Below are 23,612 nucleotides of genomic sequence, written 5' to 3' on the forward strand. Positions count from 1 at the left end.
CGAAAACCATCCGTACCGCCCGCTCGCGGACTTCGGGCGCAAACTTGTTCGTCGTCTTGCTCGTCATGGCTCCACCTTCTCAGGAGTTGGAGCCTCCGACAAACCCGGCGCGGTTCAGACATCGATCGCGTGATATGCGTCAGAGGCCGTCATAGCCACGACCGAGTTACCGCTCAGTCAGGCGCTTTCCTTCTTTTCGGCCGGAACGCGGAACTGCCCGAAACAGGCGGCGGCGACATCGCGATCAGGCGGATCAAAGTCGCTGACGGCTGCAAGGCTGACATCATCGAGCAACTCGACACGCTCGCGATAAACGAGGGATCAGCGTTCCGCGACATCGACCGACACGAAAAGCACATCGCCTCCCTTCCCTGACTATCCCGACCGAATTAAAAAATGGTTCTGTGCACGAGCTTTTTGGAATTGGCGCTATCTCCGCGCGGGATGAGCCATGCGCCCGAAATTCATGGCAGGGCGTCCGATGTCCCTGTCGGCCGACTTCGACGGTCTGGTCTTCGCCGTCAGCTCGGCGAGCGGTAGTCTGTCGCCGGTCATCGAGAAAACTCTTTAGGTGTTGGTAAAGCTCGACACTTCCACGCTAATCGATGAGCCTCTCTCGCGCCTAGGTGCGAGGTCGGACCGGCGGTGCCGACATGGAAGGATAACGGTTGTGAGGTTCCTTGAAGATGGCGAGGCATTGGGTGCCATCAAGGCGATACTCCAAGACTGCACCGAAGTCAGGCTTGCCGTAGCCTTCTGGGGAAAGGATGCGATCAAGCGGCTCGGGCTCGATCGAAAAATTCTCAATTTGCGGATGGTCTGCAACCTGGATTCTGGAGCCTGTAATCCCAATGAGATCGGTGACATCATCGAGCTTTATACGAAAGGCCGCGTCGTCTCAGATGCTCGGCTTCATGCCAAAGTCTACTGGACGCCGAGTCGCGTCGTCATGGGCTCGTCAAACGCGTCGGCGAACGGGCTCGCGGTGGAAGGAGACGAGCTGGCCGGGTGGGCAGAGGCCAATGTCCTGATCGAGGATCCCGCGATCATCAAACAGATCGGCGCATGGTTCGATCGCCGGTTCGAAAACGGCTACGTCATCGAGCCGCACCATCTTAAGCGTGCGAAAGTCCTGTGGGCTGAGCGACGCGAGGCGTCCGGCACCGGCACGCGGATGACCAACGATCTCTTCGAAGCTTATCGTGCAAGTCCGAATCGGGACGTTTGGGAGCGGGTCCGCTTGGCGATATGGAGCGAAGACATCGACGAGAAAGGTCAGACTGAAGCAGAGGCGCAGGTGACACTTCAGCCCGCGCTCTCGAATTACGATTATTATCAGGGCTGGAAGGGGCAGCTTCAGGCGTCCGAATGGCTGATCGATCTCGATCTTTCTGGAAAGATACCCGCGCTGACCGGATACTGGTACCTTGGCGACCCGAAGATCGAGAGCGCGACTCTAACCTATGTGCGCAAACATCCTCGGATGCTGCTGCCGGCGATGCCGCCTCTTGCGCTCGCTCCGACCGATAAGAAGCGCTTGGAAACAATGGCGCGGGTTCTGCTTCAAAAATTCGGCAAGGGTGCAGCGAATACGCTGGTCCCGATTGGCGAGGTCATACAGATGCTCGACGCGGCGGCACCGCTGGGGACTCTGCCGGATCCTAAAGCATTCAACCAAGCGATGCGATCGATTTACGATCAGGCGGCGACGCTCGGCTATCGCCCTATTCGTTTCCTCGAAATGCTGCAGAAGGATGGAGGGTTGGCGACAGCGCGTGAGCTACTCCGGCCTGGTCCACCATCGAAGGGACTGACAAAGTTGTTCGCGCTGGGTAAGCCTGACCTGTCAGTCGAGGCACTTGTGTTGGATCCACAGTGGCAGCCTCTGTTCACGCCTTCAGAGATCAAGGAAGCGCGCCGCAAGCTCGGCCGATAAAGCGGACCTGAGCAGTCATCTGATCGAATAATTCCCGTCAGCAAATTTTCAAACCTGCCCGCCCCGAAATGTACTTGGGATATGAACGAGCGACAGAGGTTGGGAAGCGCAAAAGAAATCGCGAGCGTCCGCTATTGAGCCATTCGCCGCATTTAAATCAATTATGGAACGGCGCATGCGGTTCGAAACCACTGGAACTAAACTGGAACAGATAGCGAATGTCGGGCTAGGCTGGTGCGGCTCCCCGCAACCAACCCACAACGATAATCGCCGCCCTCACGGGCGGCGTCGTCGTTTCTGGCCCGGGCCAGCAGGTCCGATACCTTCGCGACCACCTCCGCCGCCGGGTTCGTCGTCAGTGCCGCTCCACACGATACAGGCCGCATCAAAGGCCGTTGGCCAGGAGATCGTGGCAGACGCGCCATGCGCCACAAGTGGGTTAGCTTGAAACGAAACGGGTGCGGATCTTCGCTGCATACGCTTAGGCGTGGCGCGAACGGGCACTTGGCGTTTGCACGGGCCCGGCGTGGACGCCGCTGCGCGAGACATAAGGCCCCCGCAAGACCACGCTCTCGCCCGGCCTTTGCCGCCGCCTTCACCGCTCAGGCTTGAACGCTCTACGCTCCCCGCAACCCGGCTCGGCGGCGGACCTCCCCTCAATACTCAAAGCGGAGCGTGGCGATGACGCTGCGCGGCGCGGCATAGAATCCCGATGCGTATTTCAGCGTGCCGAGATACCTGGTGTTGGTGACGTTGCGGACGTTCAGGCTTGCGCGCAGCCGGTCGACGACGCGGATGCTGCCCAGCAGGTCGAGCGTCGCATAGCCGTTCTGGCGGATCGCAATATCGTCGCCCGCCGCGTCGAGGATCCCGCTCGGCGCGCTGATCCGGCTCTGGTAACGGAGCTGACCGCCCAGCTTCAGGTCGCGCAGATCCTCGATCGTGTAGGTCGCCGCCAGCTTGAAGGTGTCGCGCGGGACGAACAGCCGTGCCGCCTTGCCGTCGTCGCTCTCGAGCGTCAGATGCGTGAAGCCGCTCGATACCAGCCAACGCTCCGACACGTGGCCCGCGACCTCGACCTCGAAGCCCTTCGAGATGGTGTCGCGACCGACATAGTAGCTGGTGCCGATCTGGCCCGCGGGATTGTTCGCGTCGAATTGCCCGGCAAACTCGGCAAGGCCCTTCTGCTTGGCCTGGAAGATCGACGCGGCGCCATAGAGGCGCCCGCCAAGCCATTCGCCCTTCACGCCGCCTTCGATGCTCGTGCCCTTGGCGGGATCGAGTCGACGGTTGGTGGCATCGACCTCGCTCTGCGGGTTGAAGATGTCGGTGTAGCTTGCGTACAGCGTCAGGTTCGAGGTCAGGTCGAACAACAGGCCGGCATAGGGGCTGAGCTTCTTGTTGTTCCGTGCCTGGTCGACGCCGTAAGAATAGCCCGAGCTCTTGAGCCAGATCGCGGTCCCGCCGACCACCGCCTTCAGGCGATCGGCCAGATTGACCTGCATCGATCCATAGGCGCGCGTAAGCCGGTCGCGGGTATCTGCCTGGATCTGGACGTCCGGATAGCCTGGCTCGGCCGCACGAAGGCCGGCGAGCTGGCGGATGTCACCGTAATCGACAAAGCTGGCCGACAACGCCCCATATTGCCTGCCGTTCGAGATGCCGTTGGAAAAGCCGAACGCGAGCTGGTGGCGACGGCCGAACAGGTCGACGCTGCCGGACGCATAACTATCCGCCATGTATTGCTTGTTTTGCGACGGATAGATCCCGGTCTGGCCGAGAATGCCCTGCCCGGTGGTCGGGTCGGGCGTGCCGAAGGCGTAGAGGATCTTGGCCCGTTCCTGCCAGTTGCGGTAGGTATACACGCCGCGCACCGACCAGTCGCCGCCGAGCTTCAGCGCCAGTTCGCCGAATACGGTCTGGTCGAGCACGTTCCAATAGGTCCAGTCGGCCGAGGTCGAGGCCGAACGCGCGTAATCGATCCGGCTGCCGTCGCTGTAGACCAGCGGGAGCGCGCCCCAGAGCACGCCGTCGGACCTGTTGTCCTGCCGCATATAGCCCGCGGTTGCGGTTAACGACGGCAGCACGTCCCACGAAACGAGCCCTGCATAGACGTCGCGGTTGACGCGATTATAGTCGAGATAGCTGTCACGCTCTTCATGCGCGGCGATCGCACGTACGCGCAACGTGCCGTCCTGCGTGATCGGGCCGGACACGTCGGCTTCGAGCCGGCGCTGGTCGAACGATCCGAGGAACGCCGATGCGTTCGCGTGGAATTCGGCGGTCGGGCGCTTGCGCAGATAGTTGATCGTCGCGGAGGGATTGCCGACGCCGGTCATGATCGCGTTGGCGCCGCGCACCGCCTCGACCCGCTCGAACAGCACGGTGTCGAGGTCGCCGGTCTGGATGTTGAAGAACAGCGGCAGGCCGATGCCGTCGATCTGGAAATTGGTGATGTCGAAGCCGCGCGAATTATATTCGGTACGGTCGGTCTCGGTACGTTCGACGTTGATACCCACCGTCTGCGTCAGCAGGTCGTTCGCGTTGGTGATCGCGAAGTCGTCGATCCGCTCGCGGTCGATAATTGTGATCGATTGGGGCGTCTCGCGCAGTGACAGCGCCAAGCCGGTGGGGGACGCGCTCTGCTTGTCGTCGGCCTTGCTGCTCTTAGATCCGGTGACGATGATGTCGTCGGAGCGTTGTGGATCGAGCGTGTCGCTGGGTGCGTCATCGACCAGGCCGATCGGCCTTGCCGCGTGCGCGTCGGCGACAAGCGCCGGCGAAGCGACGCCAACCAGCAGCCCCGCGAACAGGTTCAGTCTCATAACTACCTCCGAGATCATCACGCCCCCCGGCGTGTCTCAAGCGCTCTAGCTTTAGAGCTACTGCGAGGCAATCGCAAAAACTGGGTTTGGGTGGGCCGTTCGGTCGATACACATCGGTTCCCTCGGCATGAGGCAACCGCGTGACCGAGCCGTGATGCGCTGCACGGCATCGTCGAGAACGCTATCGTGTGCCTGCTGCCGAGCGGGGTACGTGATGAGTTTTGCGCCGCTGCTATCCGCTGAAAGCGGGGACGGCACTGGGGAACTGTGACTAACTCGTCGGCATGGCCGAGTGAAAGACGCCCACGACCAGCAGCACGAGGACAAGGGATACGGCGCTCGACAGCGCGACGAGGATCGCCGCCGCTTTGCGGTTCGTGTCGAGGAGGGTCGCGAACAGGGTCACGTTGCTGGCGATCGGGAACAGGGCGACGAGCCCGACGATCACGCGGTCGCGTGGGCTCAATACACCGACGAAGGCGGCTTCGAGTGCGAGCGCGGCGCCGAGCAGTATCACCCCGGCGACCTGCCTGACCGCGAGGATGCGCGTCATCAGCGTCGGCCGCCAGTCGTCGCGGCCGGTTTCGGCAAGGTTGAGGCCGATCACCGCCATGCCGAGGACCGACACCAACGTGCCGGCGATCGAGACGATCGGCGCTGCCGCTTCAGGCATCGTGACGCCGCCCCACTTTGCCAGGAGCGAGCCGATGACCACATAGACAAGGGGCACCCGCAACGCCTTGGTCGCGGCCTTGCGCGTACCTTCCTTGGTACGCGCGATCAGGAAATATCCGATCGTGTTGCCGTACAGCGCACTGCCGATATACGCGCAGATCACCGTCGATACGCCGATCTCGCCGAACAAGGCCTGGCTGACGGGCACCCCGAAGAACGCAACGTTGAAGAACGAGAAGGACGCCGACAGCAGTTTGGGATCGAAGTCGTCGCCGAGACGCTTGGCCAACCGGTATGCAGGGATGCTCATCAGTGCCGAGACCACGAACATCAGCGGTGGGATCACCAACAGCTGCTGCACGTCCGCGCCGAGCACCTTGTCGATGACCAGCAACGGGATGAGGCCGAAGACGAGTGCCCTCGAACACAGCCTCGCTGCCCAGGGAACGCGGGAACCGACAGCCCATGCTAACAGGATCACGCCGTAAAGCGGCAGGAGTGCCGCCGCGATGTTGCCGATCGCGCTCATTGCTGGCGCAGGATGTCGTCGACCGCACGACCGGCGCATTCGACATTGAACCAGACCGCATTGGTGTCGCGCAACTCGCCGTTCAGCAATTGTCCAAGCGCGTATAGCCGTGGTGCATCGCGCGTGGCGGATATGATCCGACACGTCGCCCGGTGCGCGATGGCGCCACCGACCGGATGCGGCTGCAGCCAATCCTTCGCGAGCAGATCCTTGACCAGCGTCTCCTTCATCTCGTCCATTGCGGTGGCTTGTCCCGTGGCGTTGACGACGACCGGTACCTCAAGCGTATCGCCATTCTCGAACCGGACCGTGAAGCCCTTACCGGTCTCGCTGGCAACGGTTTCATCGATCCGACCACGTACGCTGAGCAGCCCCCGCGTCATCGCATCCGCCAAGCGCTGCGCGTTCACCATCGGCGTGACGAAGCGCGCCGCGGCGAAATGTGGCGCCAGCCATTGCCCGAACCGTTTCTGGTCCGCGGGTCGCAGCAAATTCCATATCGCCGTGGAGTCATGGCGCGTGGCGGTGAGGATGCGTTGGAACGGTTCGTCTCCGGACTCCGCCGCGGCGATGTCGCGCAGCAAGGCGGCCTCGGCGTCCCCGTCGTAGCGATCCTCCGCCTGCCAATCGATCGCACGTCCCGCGGCAGTTTCGGCCTCCAGACGAAAGAGGCGGAACAGATCCACTACGGAGAACGCGCTGCCCCGCTCGCGAATGAGGCGATGGACGTTTTCCAGCGTGAGGTGCTGACGGTCATAGCCTGTCTCAGGCGCGGGGATTTCGACGCGTGGCAGCATCCCTTCCTTCGATACGAGGTGGATGTGGCCGCGGTGCCCATCGTCGAGCAGTGTCATGACCGCGTCGATGGCACTGAGGCCGCTGCCGAGGATGACGACCGACTGATCCCGGTCGATTTCCTCGGTCATGCGGTGGGCGGGGTAGGGGGAGTCGAAATAGCCGGGCGCACCGTTCAGATTGCCGAACCGATCCGGATCGGGCGTGCCGATCGTCAGCAGGACGACGTCGGTGGCGATCGTCGACCCGTTCGCGAACCGAACCGTCGCCGCAGCGTGATCGCCCTCGATGGCGATTGCTTCCTCGCGGTGGACCTGGACATCGATCCCGGCGGTGCGCGCCTGCTGGAGCGCATTGTCGAGAACCTCCCGCATGTAGACGCGGTATTCGCGGCGTTGCGGGTATTCGACGCCGTCGGAGTCGAGCGGCGTGCCCGAGGCCGCGCGCCGCGCCTCAAGCCAGGTTCTGAAATGATCGGGCTCGCGGTCGTAGAGCCCCATGAGACGGGATTCCGTGTTCAGAAGATGGCCGGGCTGCTCCGTGCCGAACGCCAGTCCGCGCGCAAGTTCATCGTCGCGCTCGACCAGATGGATTCTCCACCCGTCGCCTGGATCATAGCATAACCGGGTGACAGCTTCGGCGAATGCAGCGACGCCACAGGCGCCCATGCCGATAATAGTCAATGTTTTCGGCATGATATCCCGTTCGCTGAGGAACGGCGACAACGCGCGGACGCTGCTTCGTGCCACGGCAAACGTGAAAATTATGCCATTTTGATTCTTCGTCCAGTTCGACAGCTTTGGCAGGTTGCAGAGGCGCAATCGCTGAAAACCAGGAATACGTCGATCTCGAGCGGCTCGGTCGCCTGGGCAGGCCGGGGGGGCTTGCCGACGCCGTGCTCCAGATGGGCGCAGACCTCGGCGCACAGCCCCGCCATGCGGTAGCGTGGTGGTGATGGACGCGTACTTGGTCTTCGAGCTGGCTTCTATTAGGCCGAAGCGGATGAACCTCGGCACCCTCAGCATCAGGCTCCTCGCGGGCATTTTGATCGTCGTCACCGGCCTCAGCATCGTCGAGTCGAACGCGTGGTGGATCCGTATATGGGACTTTCCGCGGGCGCAGATCCTGGTGGCGCTTTTACTGGCTGGGGCCGTCGCTTTATGGCGTGACCGACAGGCCGGCCGGTGGATCGCGCTGGCATGCGCCATCGCCGCCGCCTGGCAGCTCTATCGGATTTTCCCGTACACGCCGTTCGCCGAGCAGGAGATCGCGTTCGCTGACAAAACCCGCGTATCGCAAGGCCGGTGCTTCAGCGTGCTGTCGTTGAATGTACTCGAATCCAACCGCGATTATGCGCGGACGGCGCGTCTGATCGATCGCGTCCGGCCCGATATATTGCTGCTCATGGAGACCGACCGACGATGGGCGCAAGCGCTGGCGAAGCAGCTTGCAAGCTATCCCCACAGGCTCGAGAGGCCGATCGGCAATACCTATGGCATTATCTTTGCCACCCGCCTGCCGATGCGCGACGGACGGATCGAGACGATCGCCGAGAAGGATACGCCCTCGGTCCATGCCGAACTGACCGCTCGGGATCCCTTTCGGGTGATTGCGCTTCACCCGAGGCCGCCTTTGCCGGGGCAGGACACCGAGGCGCGTGACGCCGAGATCGCGATCGCCGCACGGCGCGCCGCAGCCGCTAGGCAGCCGGTCCTGGCGATCGGCGACTTCAACGACGTGGCCTGGTCGCACACGTCGCAATTGTTCAAGCGCGTCGGCGGCTATCTCGACGCGCGGATCGGCCGCGGCACCTTTGCGACGTTTCCGGCCCAGATGCCGCTGCTGGGCTGGCCGCTCGATCACATGTTCGTCACGCCGCAGTTCGAAGTTCGCTCTCTCGAGGTGCTCGAGGATGTCGGCTCCGACCATCTTCCGGTTCGCTCCGAACTCTGCCTGGCAGGTGCCGCATCCATGAACACGCGGCCCGAGCCCGTCTCGCGCGAAGACCGGCGCGACGTGAAAGAGACGCTGCAGGAGTATCGCGAAGAACGAGGCAAACGCTAGCGCCGTCGCTAAGCTCCTCGGCACCGTCCCCCCGACCATCGGCCTGGCGATCACACCGCCTTGCACTTCGCCACGTCGAGCGGAATAGCGGTTCGGGCGCACCCAGCCGACCCGAGCGAACACTGCCGCGAACCTGGCTTGGGGGCGAGTGCCGACGCGCTGACCCCACGGCTCTTTGCAACGATCGCCTTGGCGCACCGCGCCCCAAAACCACGCTCGGCATCAATCTTGTCCGAGTATTGACATTCCCGCGAAAATTGATGACCGTCCAATGGTAACGTTACCGGTTTTAGAAAATCGGGACCAGGGAGAGGACGATGGATATGATTACGTCGAACATGCGCAGGATTGCAGGCTTCCGATCTGGGACAGCAAGCATGGCCATCATCGCGGCCTGTGCAGTGACATCGCCCGCCATCGCCCAAGTGGCACCCGCCCAAACTCAGACCCAGACTGAAACTGCGCCGGTCGCCCAGACCAGGCCCGCCGAGGCTATGCCTGCCGAGGCCATGGCCGCCCAGGCCACACCCGCGCAAACGGCACCGGCCGAAGCGCCCGTCGCCCAGCCCTCAACGGCGGATCAGACCACCGCCGCCCCGGCACCCGCACCCACCGCCAGCGAGCCCGAGGTCGCAACGGCGCAGGACATCGTCGTCACCGGGTCGCGCATCACGGCCAGCGGTTTCACCGCACCGACGCCGACCACCGTCATCGATGCAGGATCGATCGCCGCCAATGCGCAGCCGAACGTCTTCGCGACGATCGCGCAATTGCCGTCGCTGCAGGGCTCGACCGGAACCAGCACCGGCACGTTCAGCACCTCGAGCGGCCAGCAGGGGTTGAGCTCGTTCTCGTTGCGCGGCGTCGGCGCGATCCGCACGCTGACCCTGCTCGACGGCCAGCGCGTGGTAGGGGCCAACGTCACTGGGGTTCCCGACATCAGCCTATTCCCCCAATTGCTGATCAAGCGCGTCGACGTCGTCAACGGCGGTGCCTCCGCATCCTATGGCTCCGACGCGGTCGGCGGCGTCGTCAACTTCATCACCGATACGCGGTTCAAGGGCGTGAAGGGCAATATCCAGGGCGGCATCACCACCTACGGCGACAACGAGCAGGTGCTGCTCCAGCTGGCGGCCGGCACGAACTATCTCGAGGATCGCCTGCATATCGTCGCCAGCACGGAATATTCGCATGACGCCGGCATCGGCGGCGGCGATTTCGGCACCGAGTTGGCCAATGGTCGCGACTGGTTCCGGCAGTCGACCCTGATCAACCGCAACGTGCTGAACGACGGGTCGCCGCAATATCTGTTCCTGGATAACGCGCAGCCGTATAATTATACGAAGTACGGGCTGATCACTGCGGGGCCGCTGCAGGGCACCGCGTTCGACCAGTCCGGCCAGCCGTTTCAGTTCCAATATGGCTCGAACGGCACGCCGGCCCGCGACGCGGCCGGCAACGTCAACGGCTGTTACCCCGGCTTCTGCATCGGCGGCGATCTGTCCGGCAATGTCGATGCCGGGCGCTCGCTCCAGTCGCGGATCCAGCGCGTCAACAGCTATGGCCGGATTGGGTTCGACTGGGCGCCCGACAACGAGATCTACGTCAGCGCGAACATCGGCCAGGTGAAGACCAGCAACCAGCCGGTCGGCGGGCAGAATCGCCCGAACCTGACCATCCAGTGCGCCAACCCGTTCGTCCCCACCTTGGTCCAGGCCGCCTGCGCCACGGCGGGTATCACCAATTTCCAGTACGGCACCAGCAACGCGGCGCTCGGCAATACGCAGGTCTATACCGACCGGCGCCAGTATCGCTTCGTCGCTGGCGCGAAGGGGCGCCAGCTGGTCGCGGGGTCGAACTGGACCTACGACATGTATTACGAGCACGGGACGAACTATTCGAACATCGACGTCAACAACGTCCTGCTGTCCAACCGCTTCAACCAGGCGATCAACGCGACCACGCTGAACGGGGCGATCGTCTGCGCCGATCCGGTCGCGCGCGCCAATGGCTGCCAGCCACTCAACATCTTCGGCGGCAATCCGTCGCAGGGCGCGCTGAGCTACATCATGCCCGACAACGGTCCGCGCCAGCGGACGCGGCAGACGCAGGACGTCGTCAGCGTCAATTTCTCGGGCTCGCCATTCAGCCTGTGGGCCGGGCCGGTGTCGTTCGCCTTCGGTGGCGAGTTCCGTCACGAATTCTACGAAGTGACCGCCGACGCCTATGGTGCAGGCATCGACAATACGCCGAACAACGCGGCGTATCCGTTCGATCCGACGCTGCTGACCGGCGGCAACAACTGGTACGCCGGCAACTACAAGAACGGCCGCGGCGCCTACAGCGTCAAGGAAGCGTTCGTCGAGACCAACGTGCCCATCCTGGACTCCGACGGGCTGGGCCGCGCGAACGTCAACGGTGCGGTCCGCGTCACCGATTACAGCACCTCCGGCACCGTCTGGACCTGGAAGATCGGCGGCACCTGGGATTTGCCGATCGATGGTTTCCGCCTCCGCGGCGTAACGTCGCGCGACGTCCGCGCACCGAATTTGTCCGAGCTGTTCGCCGCGCCGGTCACGACGACGCTGCCGGGGTTCTTCGACCCGTTCCGCAACGTCAACGTGCTCGCCATCCAGAACACGATCGGGAACACCAGCCTGACGCCGGAAATCGCGCGTAACTCGACCGTCGGCATCGCGTTTTCCGGATCGTCGCTGGTTCCCGGCCTCAGCCTGTCGGTCGATTATTACCAACTCAAGATCAAGGACCTGGTCTCGAGCCTCGGCGCCGCCGATATCGTCAACCTGTGCTTCCAGAACATCCTTCCGGACAGCTGCGGCGCGTTCAACCTGAACAACACCAACGGGCCGAACTTCATCAATGTCCAGGCGTTCAACCTGGCGTCGATCGACACCAACGGCTTCGATTTCGAGGCGAGCTATCGCTGGCAGCGGCCGCTCGGCCTGCCGGGCAGCTTCACGCTTCGCGGGCTCGCCACCCACATCCGAAAGTTCGTCACCGACACCGGCCTGCCGGGAACGATCCCCAACGATACGGCGGGCGTCAACATCGGCAACACGCCCGACTGGAAATGGCTGGCGGTGCAGACCTATGCCAATGACGACTTCTCGCTGCTGCTCCAGGAACGCTGGTTCAGCGACGGCGTGCTCGGCCATCAATATGTCCAGTGCGCCCCCGGCAACTGCCCGGTATCGACCAACAATCGCCCGACTATCGACAAGAACTCCATTCCCGGCGCATTCTACATGGACGTCGGCGGTACGTATAATGTGACCGATCAGGTGACCGGCTATTTCAAGGTCGACAACCTGTTCGACCGCGATCCTTCGCGGTCGCCGTTCTTCGTCAACCCGGCGCTGTACGACGTCTATGGCCGGACCTACCGCGTCGGCGTCCGGTTCCAGTTCTGATGCGGCCAGCTCCGATGCACCGCTGGAGATACGATATGACCAACTTCCGAATGCCCGGTTTCCGAATGGCGATGGCCCTGCTGGTCGTCGGCGCTCCGGTCGTCGCGGCACCGGCTGAAAAGCCGGTGCCGCGGGCTGGCGCTAACCCGATCATCCGCGACAAATTCACCGCCGATCCGGCGCCGCTGGTCGTGGGCGATCGGTTGTACCTCTATGTCGGGCACGACGAGGCGCAGCGCGACGAGATGTTCAACATGCGTGAATGGCTGGTCTATTCGACCACCGACATGAAGACGTGGACCGATCACGGCCCGATCATGAAGTTCAGCGATTTCAAATGGGCCAAGAAGGATGCCTGGGCGTCGCAGGCGATCAGGAAGAACGGCAAATACTGGTTCTACGCCGCCGTCGAGCATGACGATACGCATCCCGGCAAGGCGATCGCGGTCGCCGTGTCGGATACGCCGACCGGCCCGTTCGTCGATGCGAAGGGATCGGCGCTGATCACCAACCAGATGACGCCGAAGGGAACGCACAGCTGGGAGGATATCGATCCCACCGTGCTGACCGACGACGACGGCACGACCTGGATCGCGTGGGGCAACCGGCAATGCTATATCGCCAAGCTGAAGCCCAACATGATCGAGATCGACGGGCCGATCCGCGAGATCACCCCGCCGCATTTCGAGGAAGGGCCGTGGCTGCACAAGCGGGGCAAGCTCTATTACCTGACCTATGCCTCGCTTGACCGGCGCACGCAGCGTGACGAGCATGTGTCCTATTCCACTGCGCCGTCGCTGGCCGGGCCGTGGACCTATCGCGGCGAACTGACGGGATCGGGGAAGTACAGCTTCACGATCCATCCGGGAATCGTCGAGTTCAAGAAGAACTGGTACCTGTTCCTGCACAACGCGACGCTGGCGATCGGCGACATGAACGGAGCGATCGGTCGTCGCGCGGTTACCGTCGAGCATCTGCGCTATAACGCCGATGGTACGATGGTGCCGGTGGCGCAGACCGACGCCGGCGTCTCCGTTCCTCTCCGCTGATGGCCCCTATGCTCGTGATCTACACGCCTGGGGCCGGTCGGCGCGGGCCTGCGGTCGACTCGCGTTCGATCAGCCGGTGATCGAGAATATGCGACTGCGGTGTCCGCACACCCGAGCGCATCGCCTGTATCAGCCGTTGCAGCGCCTCGGCGGCGAGCGCGCGGACCGGCTGGTGGATCGTCGTCAGCGGCGGCCAGAGCGTGACTGCAGCGGTGCTGTCGTCGAACCCGGTCACCGTCAGGTCGCCGGGTACGTCGAGATGCCGGCGATGTGCCACCGATACGACCGCAGCGGCCATGTCGTCGTTGCTGGCGAACACCGCGGTCGGGGGTGTCGGCTGGTCGAGCAGTTCCTCACCCGCGACCAAGCCGGAGGCGTAGCTGAAATCGCCGCGCACGACCTGCGTCTCCAGCGCGCCATCCTCCTCCACCGCCATCTCGAAGCCCGCGAGCCGCTCGCGGCTTGCCGACTGATCGGGGTTGCCGAGGATGAAGCCCAGCTTCCGGTGGCCCAAGCCGATCAGGTGACGGGTCATGTCATAGGCGGCGCGGCGATTGTCGATGCTGACGCAGATCGCATCCGGCGCGACCGCCCCGACGACCGCGATCGGCAGGTTGGCCGCTGCCAATATGGTGCGGACGACATCGGATTCGCCCAGCGGCGGCGCCAGGATGATCCCGCCGACGCCGGACGCGATCAGCCCTTCGATCGCCGCCTGCGTCGGTGGCTTTCCGTTATCGCCCTTGAGCAGGATCAGCTGCGCGGCGCGCGCCGACGCTTCCTCGAATACGCCCGCCAGCAGGTCGCTCATGAAGGCGGCGCTGGGGTTGGAATAGATCACGCCGATCCGGACCTCGCGCGAGGTGACCAGGCTGCGCGCGACGAGGTTCGGCGTGTAGTTCAGCGTACGGATCGCATCGGTGACCCGCACGCGGGTGCTGTCGCGGACGCCGGGGTCGGCATTGATGACGCGCGACACGGTCATCGGCGACACGCCGGCGTATTTCGCGACATCGATGACGGTCACGCCGCGGGGGCGCCGGGTATTGGGGCTCACGTGTCTCTCTACGTTCCCGCCGGCAAGCACCCCGCGGCCTTCACCGCCCGACGTGCCTCGGCATGCAGGGGATCGTCAATGGCGGATATCGGCGGTGCGGCCGTGGTCGGCGCGGGCATGACGTCCGGAGCGGACCGTTGACGGGCGGCGGATTGGCGAAGTTTATCGCCGCGGCGACTTGCCCGACCCTACGCGGTCCGCCTACGGACACCATGATAACGTTACCGGGGGAGGGGGCAGAATGAAGCGGTTTCCCTATATTCGCTGGACGATCATCGCCCTGTTCGTCGGCGCGATGGTCATCAACTATCTGACGCGAAGCATCCTGGGCGTGGCCGCACCGGCGATCATGGCCGAACAGCATATCTCGTCGGCGCAATATTCGTGGATCACCGGTGCGTTTCAGTTCGGCATCATGTTCCAGCCGGTCGCTGGGTATCTGCTCGACGTGATCGGCCTGAAGATCGGGTTCACGCTGTTCGTCGCGGTCTGGTCGGTCATCACGCTCGGTCATGGGCTGGCGAGCGGCTGGGTCGGCTTTGCCGGTTTGCGCGGCGCACTGGGGCTGGTCGAGGGATCGGCGCAGCCAGCAGGGATGAAGCTGGTCGCAGAGTGGTTCCCGGCGCGCGAGCGCGGGGTCGCGGGCGGCATCTATCAGATCGGGGCGTCGTTCGGCGCGGTCTTCGCGCCGCCGCTGGTCGCCTGGGCGGTGTTCAACCACAGCTGGCGGGCGGCGTTCTTCGTCGCGGGCGGGCTCGGGCTGGCATGGGTCGTCGCGTGGCTGCTCTGGTACGCACCGCCGTCGCGGCACCGTGCGCTGTCGGACGGCGAGCGCGCGCTGATCGTCGAGGGGCAGGAGGCGTCGCTGGTCAAGCAGCGTCGCCGGCCGCCGCTCGGCGAACTGTTGCGCCGACGCAATCTTTGGGCGATCGCCGCGGCGCGGTTTCTGGCGGACCCGGTGTGGGGTATGCTGTCGCTGTGGATGCCGCTGTACCTGGTGCAGGCGCGCCACTTCGATCTCGGCCAGATCGCGATGTTCGCGTGGCTGCCGTTTCTTGCGGCGGATCTCGGTTGTCTGTTCGGCCCGGCGGTGGTGGCGTTCCTCCAGCGCCGCGGGATCCATCTGATCGACGCGCGTCGTTGCGCCTTCACGCTGGGCGCGGTGCTGATGATGGGGATGATGTTCGTCGGCAGCGTCACCAGCCCGGTCGCGGCGATCGCGCTGTTGTGCCTGGGCGGTTTCGCGCACCAGACGCTGTCGGTCACCGTCATCACCCTGTGCTCCGATCTGTTCCCGCAGGATCAGGTCGCGACCGCTACCGGGATATCGGGCACCGCCGCCAATCTCGGCGTGCTGATCTTCACGCTGACGCTCGGCATGCTGGTCGATCAGGTCGGCTATCAGCCATTCTTCATCCTGCTCGGCCTGCTCGACCTCGTCGGAGCCGCGCTCCTCTGGACCCTGATACGAAAGCCGGCATGACCGTTTCCAATCCTATCCTGCGCGGCTTCCATCCCGATCCCTCGATCGTGCGGGTCGGCGAGGATTATTATATCGCCACGTCGACCTTCGAATGGTTTCCCGGCGTGCGGATCCATCACAGCCGCGATCTGGTGAACTGGACGCTGGTCGCGTGCCCGCTACGCCGGCCGAGCCAGCTCGACATGCGCGGCAACCCCGATTCCTGCGGCGTATGGGCACCGGATCTCAGCTATCGCGACGGCCGGTTCCACCTGATCTTCACCGACGTGAAGCGCTATGGCCGGACGACCGTCGACGGTGCGCGGGGCGCGTCGCTGCGTGATTTCCACAATTACATCGTGTCCTGCGACAGGATCGACGGCGACTGGACCGATCCGATCCACCTGAACAGCAGCGGGTTCGATCCGGCGCTGTTCCATGACGATGACGGCCGCAGCTGGCTGCTCAACATGCTGTGGGATCACCGGCCAGACCGCCGTCGCTTCGCCGGGATCGTCGTGCAGGAGATCGACCTGGACCCCGGTCGCTCGAGCGGTGCTCGCCTGATCGGCGAGCGTCACAGGATATTCGAAGGTACCTCGCTCGGCTTTACCGAGGGGCCGCACCTCTACAAGCGCGACGGATGGTATCACCTGCTGGTCGCCGAGGGCGGCACCGGGCGCGAGCATGCGGTGGTGATGGCGCGCTCGCGGTCGCTGTTCGGCCCGTACGAGCCATCGCCGCATGGCCCGGTGCTGACGGCGCGGCATACACCGTCGGCGCCGCTGCAACGGACCGGTCACGGCGACCTTGTCGATACGCCGGACGGCAAGACGTGGATGGCGTTTCTTTGCGGCCGGCCACTACCCGGCAGCGACCGCTGCGTGCTGGGACGCGAAACCGCGCTGCGGCCGATGCAGTGGGGCGAAGACAATTGGCTCCATACGCTCGACGACGACGCGGCGTTTGCGGACGATGCACCCGAGGCGCCGATGGACGTGCGCGACACGTTCGACGGCGCCGTGCTGCCGGCGGCGTTCCAGTGGTTGCGGACGCCGTATCCCAAGCGGTTGTTCAGCCTGACCGACCGCGCCGGCTATCTTCGCCTGTTCGGGCGGGAAACGATCGGCAGTCTGTTCGAACAGGCCCTGGTCGCGCGTCGCCAGCAGGCGTTTCGATACCGCGCCGAGACGTCGCTCGATTTCGAACCCCGCCATTTCCAGCAGGCGGCCGGCCTCGTCTGCTATTACAACAGTACCAAGTTCCATTATTTCCATCTTACCGCGGGCGATCAGGGCGAGCGCCAGATCCAGGTCTTGTCGATGCTGCCCGAAGGGGAAGGGCGCAGCATCGTGACGCGCCCCATCGATATCGCGCCTGGGCCGATCGAGCTGTGCGCCGATGTCGATCACGAGCGCCTGCGCTTCGGGTATCGATCGGTCGGTTCGGCCGACTGGTGCTGGCTGGAGGACATTTTCGATGCCAGCGTCCTCTCGGACGAAGCGACGCTGTCCGGATTGCCGAATTTCACCGGCGGGTTCGTCGGAATGGCGTGCCAGGACATGGCCGGATCCGGTCATCCCGCCGATTTCGGGTATTTCCGCTATACCGAGCACGCCGACTGACGCTCTTGCCTGGACAAGCGACGGGACGCGATCCGTCAGCGCGTGATGACGTCATATCGAGGCGTTCGTCGAACCGTCCTGCCTTGTCCCACGCAATGTCGAAGCTTGCGGTAGAGGTGCCTCTGGTCAGCGCCGCCAGTATCGGACGTAATCGACGGCCATGCGCTGGGGGAAGGCGGCATCGTCGATCCCCTTCTGCCCACCCCAGTCGCCGCCCACCGCGAGGTTGAGGATCAGGTCGTAGGGGCGCGTGAAGGGCCACGCCGCCTTGCCACCGGGCTGGTCGTTGGCGACGCGCATAATCGCGCGGCCATCGACACCGATCGTGATCGCATCGGCGCGCCAGTCGAGCTGATAGCGGTGATATGCCGTGCAGGCGGTCGCGAGTCCGATCTGCGCGCCGCGTTGCGTGCCCTTGGCATGATTGAATGCCGCGGTGTGAAGCGTGGCATGGACGATATTGGCATCCCAGCCGACCATTTCCATGATGTCGATCTCGCCTTCGTCGGGCCATTTTCCGCCCGACGGCAGCAGCCAGATCGCCGGCCAGCTTCCACGCCCGCACGGCAGTTTGGCGCGGACCTCGTAAAAGCCATACCCGCGCGGGGTGCGCGAGACGAGCTTGGCCGAGGTATATGCCTGACCGCCCCAATCGGAGAAGCGCGCCTTCGACAGCGTCTCGCGCCGCGCCTCGATCACCAGAGCGCCGTTTTCGATCCGCGCATTCTCGGCACGGTCCTTGGCGTAATATTGGCGTTCGTTATTGTACCAGCCCTCAGCATTGCGCGACACGTCGAAGCGCCATTTCGTCTGGTCGATCGCCTTGCCGTCGAACTCGTCGGCAAAGCTCGGGCGGCCTTTGGGCACGGGCATCGGTGCACTGACGCTGTAATTGGTCGCGCCCAGCGTGGCGGCTTGCGCGGCAAGTATCAGCAGGATCATCGGATCGCCCTCGCCATCATGATGCGCCCGATCGACCCGTCCGGCACAAACCGGTGCGTTGGTTGCTGGTCCATGCGGCACCTCTCCCAATTCGCCCCGGAGCCGTCACCGCGTGATGCGGATGCGTTCGGGTAGCGCGACAGACCTAGGTCAATCGGCACGCGAGCTCAACTCCGGCCCTCCCAAGGCGTGGTGTACCTGGGCGAGCGTCGGTGGTATCGGCGGCGGTCGGCTGGCGTGATCACCGTGGCCGGCCGGGAAACGTCGGCAGGCCTTCGTCGCGTGCGAGAGAATGCGAGAAGCGTGTGGCGGACAAGATCGTAAAGACCTGGGACGGGGCGGTGGCCCGCAAATGGCTCGAAAGTCGGGTCGTCGCTGCGCGCGCGGATCAGGTCGTCGCGGAGCGCGGCGGGCGGGAGCTTCAGGACGATTGCGACAAGGCAAGCGCCGAGGAGATGGTCTGCTCGCTGATACTGAAGGCCAAAGGCTCGCTGGATACGCAGGAGGCGGTATCGAACCTCCTCCGCGCGCTGCTGGAGCGGGACGACTATATCTGGCGCGGCGTCTACGACGACACGCGTTTCGACCGGCACGTCCGCAGCTATACGAATAAGGTGATCCGGATGGTGAAGCTCAACGACGGCTTCGAGAAGGTCACGCATTACCAATAAACCGGGACCAATAAACCGGGACCAGTAAACCGGACGTTGCCCGTTTGCCGTTCCGCCGGATGCCCTGCATGGTCGCTTCCTCGACGCGAGCGTGCCATACCGGGCAGGGATCACCATATCGGTGAGCCCGACCTTCGATGATCGCGAACCGTCGTGAAGAAAGATGCCGCTGCGCCCTATGATGCCGACCGACGAGACATTGGAAGATCTTGGCTGGGATGACCATTTCAGCGCCCAGCTGTCGGACGAGGACCTGCGCGACCGTCATCCCGTCCGGGTGACGTCGGTCCATCGTGGCCAGATCGCCGTTGCGGGAGCCGGCGGCCGGCAGCTCGTGACGCCCTATATCGCGGGGGCGCAACCGACCGACGATCATCCGACAGTCGGCGACTGGGTGCTGATCGAGACGTCGACCGGGTTGCCGATCCGCGTGCTTCACCGCAAGAACCTGTTCAAGCGTCGCGCGCCGGGCGATCCGCGTCGCGAGCAGATGATTGCCGCGAACGTCGATACGGTATTCCTCGTCGCCTCGTGCAACGAAGATTTCAGCGTCGCGCGGCTCGAGCGCTATCTGGTGCTGGCGCACGATGTGGGGGTTACCCCGGTGGTCGTGCTGACCAAGGCGGACCTGACCGACACACCGGACGTTTACGTCGCGGCGGCGCGAGCGATCGAGCCCGGCCTGCGGGTCGAGATCGTCAATGGGCGTGATCCACACGCCGTCACCGGCCTCGCGGACTGGTGCGGCCCCGGCCAGACCGTCGCGTTCCTCGGCTCGTCCGGGGTCGGCAAGTCGACGCTGGTCAACTCGCTACGCGGCTCGGACAGCATCGCGACCCAGGCCATTCGTGCGAACGACTCCACCGGCCGCCACACCACGACGGTGCGCGAGATGCACCGGCTGGCGCAGGGAGGGTGGCTGCTCGATACGCCGGGCATGCGCGAATTGCAGTTGGCCGACGCGGCCACCGGGATCGCGGAGATCTTCGACGATTTCGTCGCGGCTGCGGAGGAGTGTCGTTTTTCCAACTGTTCGCATAGCGTCGAACCCGGGTGCGCGGTTCAGGCCGGGATCGCAGCGGGACATCTCACGCGTGCCCGATTCGATCGTTGGCAGCGGCTGGGAGCCGAAGAGCGCGCGAACACCGCCAAACAGACCAAGCGAAGGTCTCCTAAAGGGGTGTAACAGCCACCGGGGGGGGCGCCCAAGGCGTCCCCCCCAAAGCTGGTTGTATCCGCGTCTGTCGTTCCATCCCCTCCTTCTATCGGCCTGACAATGTTGAAATCCCGTATCAAGCGACGCATGATCGAGCGTGACCGGGCGGTCCTGTGCCTGGCGGAAATCAAGGCATCGATCACCGCCCTGAACGACGAGGACCTGCTCGATCTGGCGGATATCTTCGCTCGAGCAACGCGCGCGCCGCTGACCGCGATGGCGGCAGCCGAAATGACGAAACGGAATTTGAGCCTGTGATGACGACGACACGGTGCCTGGGGGCATGAAGCCGCGCCCGTCCCGACTCCGTCGTCTCGACGATGCGCTGGCTGACCTGCCGCTCGAAGAGCCGATGCTGCTGACCGAGCTCGACGGGTTTCTCACCGGGCTGCTGGTCGGACCCGAGCGTATCGAGCAAGGCGAATGGCTGCAGAGCATTTGGGGGCTCGATGAGGACGGCATCGCGCCGTTCGAGGATCCGCTCGACGTGCAATGGTTCGTCGATGCCGTCATGGCACGATACACCGAGATCGCCCGCGACCTGGAGCGGGGAAAGCTGCGTCCGATCTTCGACGTGGACGAGCGGACCGGCGACGTCCTTTGGGAATTGTGGATCGACGGGTTCGCCGAGGCGATGGCGTTGCGGCCCGAAGCCTGGAATGCGGTGGCGGCTGGCGACGACGCCGAGGCGGTCGATGGTCTCGCGCGTCTGTCGGTGCTGATCGCGATCGCGCGCAACGAAAGCGCGCTGGACAGCGTGGAGATCAACGAACGCGAGGACCAGGCACCGGCCGATCTCGCGACGAGTGTCCTCCAGCTCCATGCGTCCCGATTGCGGGCAGCTGCCGCCGCTCCGTTGCCAACGGCCGGCGCAGCGCCGGTCAAGGCAGGACGGAACGATCCCTGTCCATGCGGATCGGGGAAGAAGTCCAAACGCTGCTGCGGGTGACGGGCGTCATTTGCGTGCCGCGCGGACCCTTCGCCACGCCAGCGATTGCCGATTGAGTACGGCCAGATCCAGTTCGCCCGCCAAGCTCGCTTCGGCGAGCGCGATAGCGCGATCGAGCACCACGCGGTCGGCGCGCGCATAGGCGGGGCGATCGGGTATGAAGTCGTACCAGACGCCGCCGCAGGCGTTGTCGAGGAAGATACGCTGGAAGCAATGATCGGCGCGGACCGGCCAGCCACGCGTCGGCGCCGCTGTCGGCAGGATGTCGCGGGTCAGCGTCAGCCAGCGAGCCTCGGCTGAAGACCGGTCATTCGGGGCCATCGGATCGCACCGGTACCGCGCCGTCGGCCTCAATTGCCGGCGCGGCGGCAATCAGGGTCGGCGCGTCGCTGACGAAGGCGTCGAGCACGCCGTCCGCGATTTTGATCGGGCCATCGAACCGGGTCGCGCCGGGGATCGTCGTGATCGCAGCCGCCTCGCGCGCCAGTGTTCGCGCCTCGGCGAAATAGCGTGCGGCGGCAGTGCTGCCGCTATCGGCGGCGCCGAGCCCGGCGGCCGTCAATTGGAGCGCGCGGCCCCAGCGCTGCATCGCGTCGAGCCAAGGCCGCGCCTGCGCCGCGAAGCCGGGGTCGATCGTCCCGGAGCGGATGATGTCGGGCGCGTTGGCGATTGCGTCGGCACGCGCGGTCAGGTCCGCGATCGCCCGCTGCCGCGCTGCCGCATCGCCATCCGCTAGTGCTTCCCGCACCGCATCGAGCGTCGCCTTGAGCCGCGGTGCCTGCTCCTGCCAGGGCTGGCTGCCAAAGGTCGGCGCCATGTGTTGCGTATCGAAGAAGGTCAGCAGAGCCGCGGTCGCACGTTCGTCGCCGCCCGCCAGTTCCCGCGCGGAAAAATGCCAGGTCCGCTCGGCATCGTACGCGGTGTCGTTCCAGCCGAACGCGGCCACGCCGGTGACCGCCGGGCGGCTCGGGGCCTCCTGGTTCATCGGGTTCGACAGGATGCCGGTCAGCTCGCCCGACAGCCCGGCCTCGCGCCGCGCATAGGGCGCCATCAGCAGCCGGCCGGTGGTCTGCGCATAGTCGTTGACCGGATAATTGTCCCACAACAGCGTCTTGCGGCCGAACGCCTTGGTCGCCGCCTTGGCGTCGGGGATCGAGATGGCGGGGGGGACGACGTCGGTGCCGGTCCACTGGACGACGATCCGTGGGTCCAGATGCTTGCGCAACGCCGCCTTGTACGGGGTTTCCTTCGCATCGTAATATTCGGTCGGCACCATGATGAGCGCGCGTGCGGCGGGGTCCTTGGTGCTCAGGTCGGCCTGCACCGCGTTCAGCAATTGCGCCTGTGCGACGCCGGCCGCTTCCGCGCCCGAGGGGCCGAACGCGGTCTTGTCGCGCTCGCAATTCCATTTGGTGTATTCGATATCGTCGAGCGCGACGTAGAAGCTGCCGACGCCGATCGCCCGCAGCGCGTCGAACTTGCGTTCCAGCGCCTGCACGTCGGCGGGGTCGGAGAAGCAGACCGACGGCCCGGGCGAGACCGCGTAGACGAAGTCGACATGGTTGCGCCGCGCGGTCTTGGCCAGCGTGCCGAGCGCCGACAGCGTCGCGGCGGGATAGGCCTCGCGCCACCGATCGCGCGCGTACGGATCGTCCTTCGGGCTGTAGACATACGTGTTCGCCTTCACCGTGGCGAGGAAGTCGAGATGCTTGGTGCGATCCGCCATCGACCAGGGCGCGCCGTAAAAGCCCTCGATCGTGCCGCGGATCGGCATTGCTGGGTGATCCTGGATCACCAGCGCGGGCAGGCTGGCGCTCCGGGCGAGCTGGCGGAAGGTCTGGACCGCGTGGAACAGGCCGTCGGCGTCGTGCCCCGAGAGCGTGACGATACCCGCGCCGGTCGCGCCGGCTGCTACCGTGGCGATGGTGTAGCCCTCGGCATGTGTGTCGAGCGTGGTTTTGCTGCGGTCGAGCGCGTGGCGGACGATGTCGTCGCTACCAAGGCCCAGAACGATGTGAACGCGGTCGGGGACAGCGGGCAGGCGCCGTGCGGATGCGATCGTCTCCACCCCCGCCGATTTCAGGATGGTGCGAACGAGCGCAACGGTATCGGGGTCGGCGCCCGGTGCAGTGACGAGTACGACCGACGTGCCCAAGGCTATCGTGCCCGTCGTCAGCGTCATCGTGGCGGGCGTCGGGAAGATCGCAGGGCGTATCGCAGGATAGCTGGCGGCTTGGCTCGGTTGCGCCGTCGCCAGCGCTGCGAGTAGTGCCACCAGCGACACGGCGGCGCCGATTTCTCCGGTACGTCGCGCCATCTCTTGCTCCCGGTATCAGATTGGTCTTGTCATCGGGTCGTAGGACGATCGGACGGTCCCGGCAAGCGA

General features: G+C 64.7%; 17 protein-coding genes. 10 read left to right on the forward strand and 7 right to left on the reverse strand.

The annotated features are described in order from the left end of the window. Window positions 1–670: 670 nt before the first annotated feature. A complete protein-coding gene (locus U1737_RS13355; protein WP_332797103.1) occupies window positions 671–1,936 on the forward strand; it encodes a phospholipase D family protein in 1,266 nt (421 codons plus the stop codon). 656 nt (window positions 1,937–2,592) lie between these two features. Here U1737_RS13355 and U1737_RS13360 read toward each other — a convergent pair. From U1737_RS13360 to U1737_RS13370, 3 genes are all read right to left on the reverse strand, one after another. Next, window positions 2,593–4,761, reverse strand: coding sequence for a TonB-dependent siderophore receptor (locus tag U1737_RS13360; protein WP_332797104.1), 2,169 nt, complete (start codon window positions 4,759–4,761; stop codon window positions 2,593–2,595). Window positions 4,762–5,032: 271 nt separating this feature from the next. Continuing rightward, complete coding sequence (locus U1737_RS13365; protein ID WP_332797105.1) at window positions 5,033–5,965, reverse strand: AEC family transporter; 933 nt, start codon at window positions 5,963–5,965, stop codon at window positions 5,033–5,035. Further along, complete coding sequence (locus tag U1737_RS13370; protein WP_332797106.1) at window positions 5,962–7,455, reverse strand: FAD/NAD(P)-binding protein; 1,494 nt, start codon at window positions 7,453–7,455, stop codon at window positions 5,962–5,964. Before U1737_RS13370 ends, U1737_RS13365 begins: the two co-directional genes overlap by 4 nt. Before the next feature lie 259 nt (window positions 7,456–7,714). On the opposite strand from U1737_RS13370, the gene U1737_RS13375 reads away from it, so the two are divergent. The 3 genes from U1737_RS13375 to U1737_RS13385 all read left to right on the forward strand — a co-directional run bounded on the left by U1737_RS13375 (window position 7,715) and on the right by U1737_RS13385 (window position 13,304). Then, entirely contained in the window at window positions 7,715–8,824 is a 1,110-nt protein-coding gene (locus U1737_RS13375) for an endonuclease/exonuclease/phosphatase family protein (RefSeq protein WP_332797292.1), read from the forward strand. 494 nt (window positions 8,825–9,318) lie between these two features. Beyond that, the gene (locus U1737_RS13380) at window positions 9,319–12,255 is read left to right on the forward strand and encodes a TonB-dependent receptor plug domain-containing protein (RefSeq protein WP_443027134.1); all 2,937 of its coding nucleotides are present in this window, start codon (window positions 9,319–9,321) and stop codon (window positions 12,253–12,255) included. Between the two features lie 35 nt (window positions 12,256–12,290). Then, on the forward strand, window positions 12,291–13,304 hold the full coding sequence (locus U1737_RS13385) for a glycoside hydrolase family 43 protein (protein ID WP_332797107.1): 1,014 nt from the start codon (window positions 12,291–12,293) through the stop codon (window positions 13,302–13,304). 19 nt (window positions 13,305–13,323) lie between these two features. Here U1737_RS13385 and U1737_RS13390 read toward each other — a convergent pair whose 3' ends face one another. Next, complete coding sequence (locus U1737_RS13390) at window positions 13,324–14,361, reverse strand: LacI family DNA-binding transcriptional regulator (RefSeq protein WP_332797108.1); 1,038 nt, start codon at window positions 14,359–14,361, stop codon at window positions 13,324–13,326. A gap of 241 nt (window positions 14,362–14,602) precedes the next feature. Here U1737_RS13390 and U1737_RS13395 point away from each other — a divergent pair, with 241 nt between their 5' ends. Continuing rightward, on the forward strand, window positions 14,603–15,844 hold the full coding sequence (locus U1737_RS13395; protein ID WP_332797109.1) for an MFS transporter: 1,242 nt from the start codon (window positions 14,603–14,605) through the stop codon (window positions 15,842–15,844). Then, a complete protein-coding gene (locus U1737_RS13400; protein WP_332797110.1) occupies window positions 15,841–17,448 on the forward strand; it encodes a glycoside hydrolase family 43 protein in 1,608 nt (535 codons plus the stop codon). Before U1737_RS13395 ends, U1737_RS13400 begins: the two co-directional genes overlap by 4 nt. Window positions 17,449–17,574: 126 nt before the next feature. Here the strand turns inward: U1737_RS13400 and U1737_RS13405 are convergent, their stop codons facing one another. Continuing rightward, window positions 17,575–18,390, reverse strand: coding sequence for a glycoside hydrolase family 16 protein (locus U1737_RS13405; RefSeq protein ID WP_332797111.1), 816 nt, complete (start codon window positions 18,388–18,390; stop codon window positions 17,575–17,577). Between the two features lie 305 nt (window positions 18,391–18,695). On the opposite strand from U1737_RS13405, the gene U1737_RS13410 reads away from it, so the two are divergent. The 4 genes from U1737_RS13410 (at window position 18,696) to U1737_RS13425 (ending at window position 21,226) form a co-directional block, all read left to right on the forward strand. Then, the gene (locus U1737_RS13410) at window positions 18,696–19,061 is read left to right on the forward strand and encodes a hypothetical protein (protein WP_332797112.1); all 366 of its coding nucleotides are present in this window, start codon (window positions 18,696–18,698) and stop codon (window positions 19,059–19,061) included. 163 nt (window positions 19,062–19,224) lie between these two features. Further along, window positions 19,225–20,247, forward strand: a complete 1,023-nt coding sequence (rsgA, locus tag U1737_RS13415) for a ribosome small subunit-dependent GTPase A (protein WP_332797113.1) — start codon at window positions 19,225–19,227, stop codon at window positions 20,245–20,247. A 117-nt stretch (window positions 20,248–20,364) separates the two neighbouring features. Next, complete coding sequence (locus U1737_RS13420; RefSeq protein ID WP_332797114.1) at window positions 20,365–20,535, forward strand: hypothetical protein; 171 nt, start codon at window positions 20,365–20,367, stop codon at window positions 20,533–20,535. Between the two features lie 25 nt (window positions 20,536–20,560). Next, the gene (locus tag U1737_RS13425; protein ID WP_332797115.1) at window positions 20,561–21,226 is read left to right on the forward strand and encodes a UPF0149 family protein; all 666 of its coding nucleotides are present in this window, start codon (window positions 20,561–20,563) and stop codon (window positions 21,224–21,226) included. Window positions 21,227–21,232: 6 nt separating this feature from the next. Here the strand turns inward: U1737_RS13425 and U1737_RS13430 are convergent, their stop codons facing one another. Both U1737_RS13430 and U1737_RS13435 read right to left on the reverse strand, forming a co-directional pair. Further along, entirely contained in the window at window positions 21,233–21,547 is a 315-nt protein-coding gene (locus U1737_RS13430; RefSeq protein WP_248523003.1) for a GCN5-related N-acetyltransferase, read from the reverse strand. Further along, window positions 21,534–23,543: a glycoside hydrolase family 84 protein gene (locus U1737_RS13435; protein ID WP_332797116.1), complete on the reverse strand. Its 2,010-nt coding sequence runs from the start codon at window positions 23,541–23,543 to the stop codon at window positions 21,534–21,536. Before U1737_RS13435 ends, U1737_RS13430 begins: the two co-directional genes overlap by 14 nt. Window positions 23,544–23,612: the final 69 nt, after the last annotated feature.

Source organism: Sphingomonas fucosidasi (genome assembly GCF_036663855.1).
GTDB lineage: Bacteria > Pseudomonadota > Alphaproteobacteria > Sphingomonadales > Sphingomonadaceae > Sphingomonas > Sphingomonas faeni_B.

Excerpts from the sequence above, each read along its gene's own strand:
- U1737_RS13405 (WP_332797111.1), bottom strand. The coding sequence starts at position 18,390 with ATGATCCTGCTGATACTTGCCGCGCAAGCCGCCACGCTGGGCGCGACC.
- U1737_RS13400 (WP_332797110.1), top strand. The coding sequence starts at position 15,841 with ATGACCGTTTCCAATCCTATCCTGCGCGGCTTCCATCCCGATCCCTCG.
- U1737_RS13380 (WP_443027134.1), top strand. The coding sequence starts at position 9,319 with ATGCCTGCCGAGGCCATGGCCGCCCAGGCCACACCCGCGCAAACGGCA.
- rsgA (WP_332797113.1), top strand. The coding sequence starts at position 19,225 with ATGCCGCTGCGCCCTATGATGCCGACCGACGAGACATTGGAAGATCTT.
- U1737_RS13395 (WP_332797109.1), top strand. The coding sequence starts at position 14,603 with ATGAAGCGGTTTCCCTATATTCGCTGGACGATCATCGCCCTGTTCGTC.
- U1737_RS13435 (WP_332797116.1), bottom strand. The coding sequence starts at position 23,543 with ATGGCGCGACGTACCGGAGAAATCGGCGCCGCCGTGTCGCTGGTGGCA.
- U1737_RS13430 (WP_248523003.1), bottom strand. The coding sequence starts at position 21,547 with ATGGCCCCGAATGACCGGTCTTCAGCCGAGGCTCGCTGGCTGACGCTG.
- U1737_RS13425 (WP_332797115.1), top strand. The coding sequence starts at position 20,561 with ATGAAGCCGCGCCCGTCCCGACTCCGTCGTCTCGACGATGCGCTGGCT.
- U1737_RS13375 (WP_332797292.1), top strand. The coding sequence starts at position 7,715 with ATGGACGCGTACTTGGTCTTCGAGCTGGCTTCTATTAGGCCGAAGCGG.
- U1737_RS13385 (WP_332797107.1), top strand. The coding sequence starts at position 12,291 with ATGACCAACTTCCGAATGCCCGGTTTCCGAATGGCGATGGCCCTGCTG.
- U1737_RS13370 (WP_332797106.1), bottom strand. The coding sequence starts at position 7,455 with ATGCCGAAAACATTGACTATTATCGGCATGGGCGCCTGTGGCGTCGCT.
- U1737_RS13360 (WP_332797104.1), bottom strand. The coding sequence starts at position 4,761 with ATGAGACTGAACCTGTTCGCGGGGCTGCTGGTTGGCGTCGCTTCGCCG.
- U1737_RS13365 (WP_332797105.1), bottom strand. The coding sequence starts at position 5,965 with ATGAGCGCGATCGGCAACATCGCGGCGGCACTCCTGCCGCTTTACGGC.
- U1737_RS13420 (WP_332797114.1), top strand. The coding sequence starts at position 20,365 with ATGATCGAGCGTGACCGGGCGGTCCTGTGCCTGGCGGAAATCAAGGCA.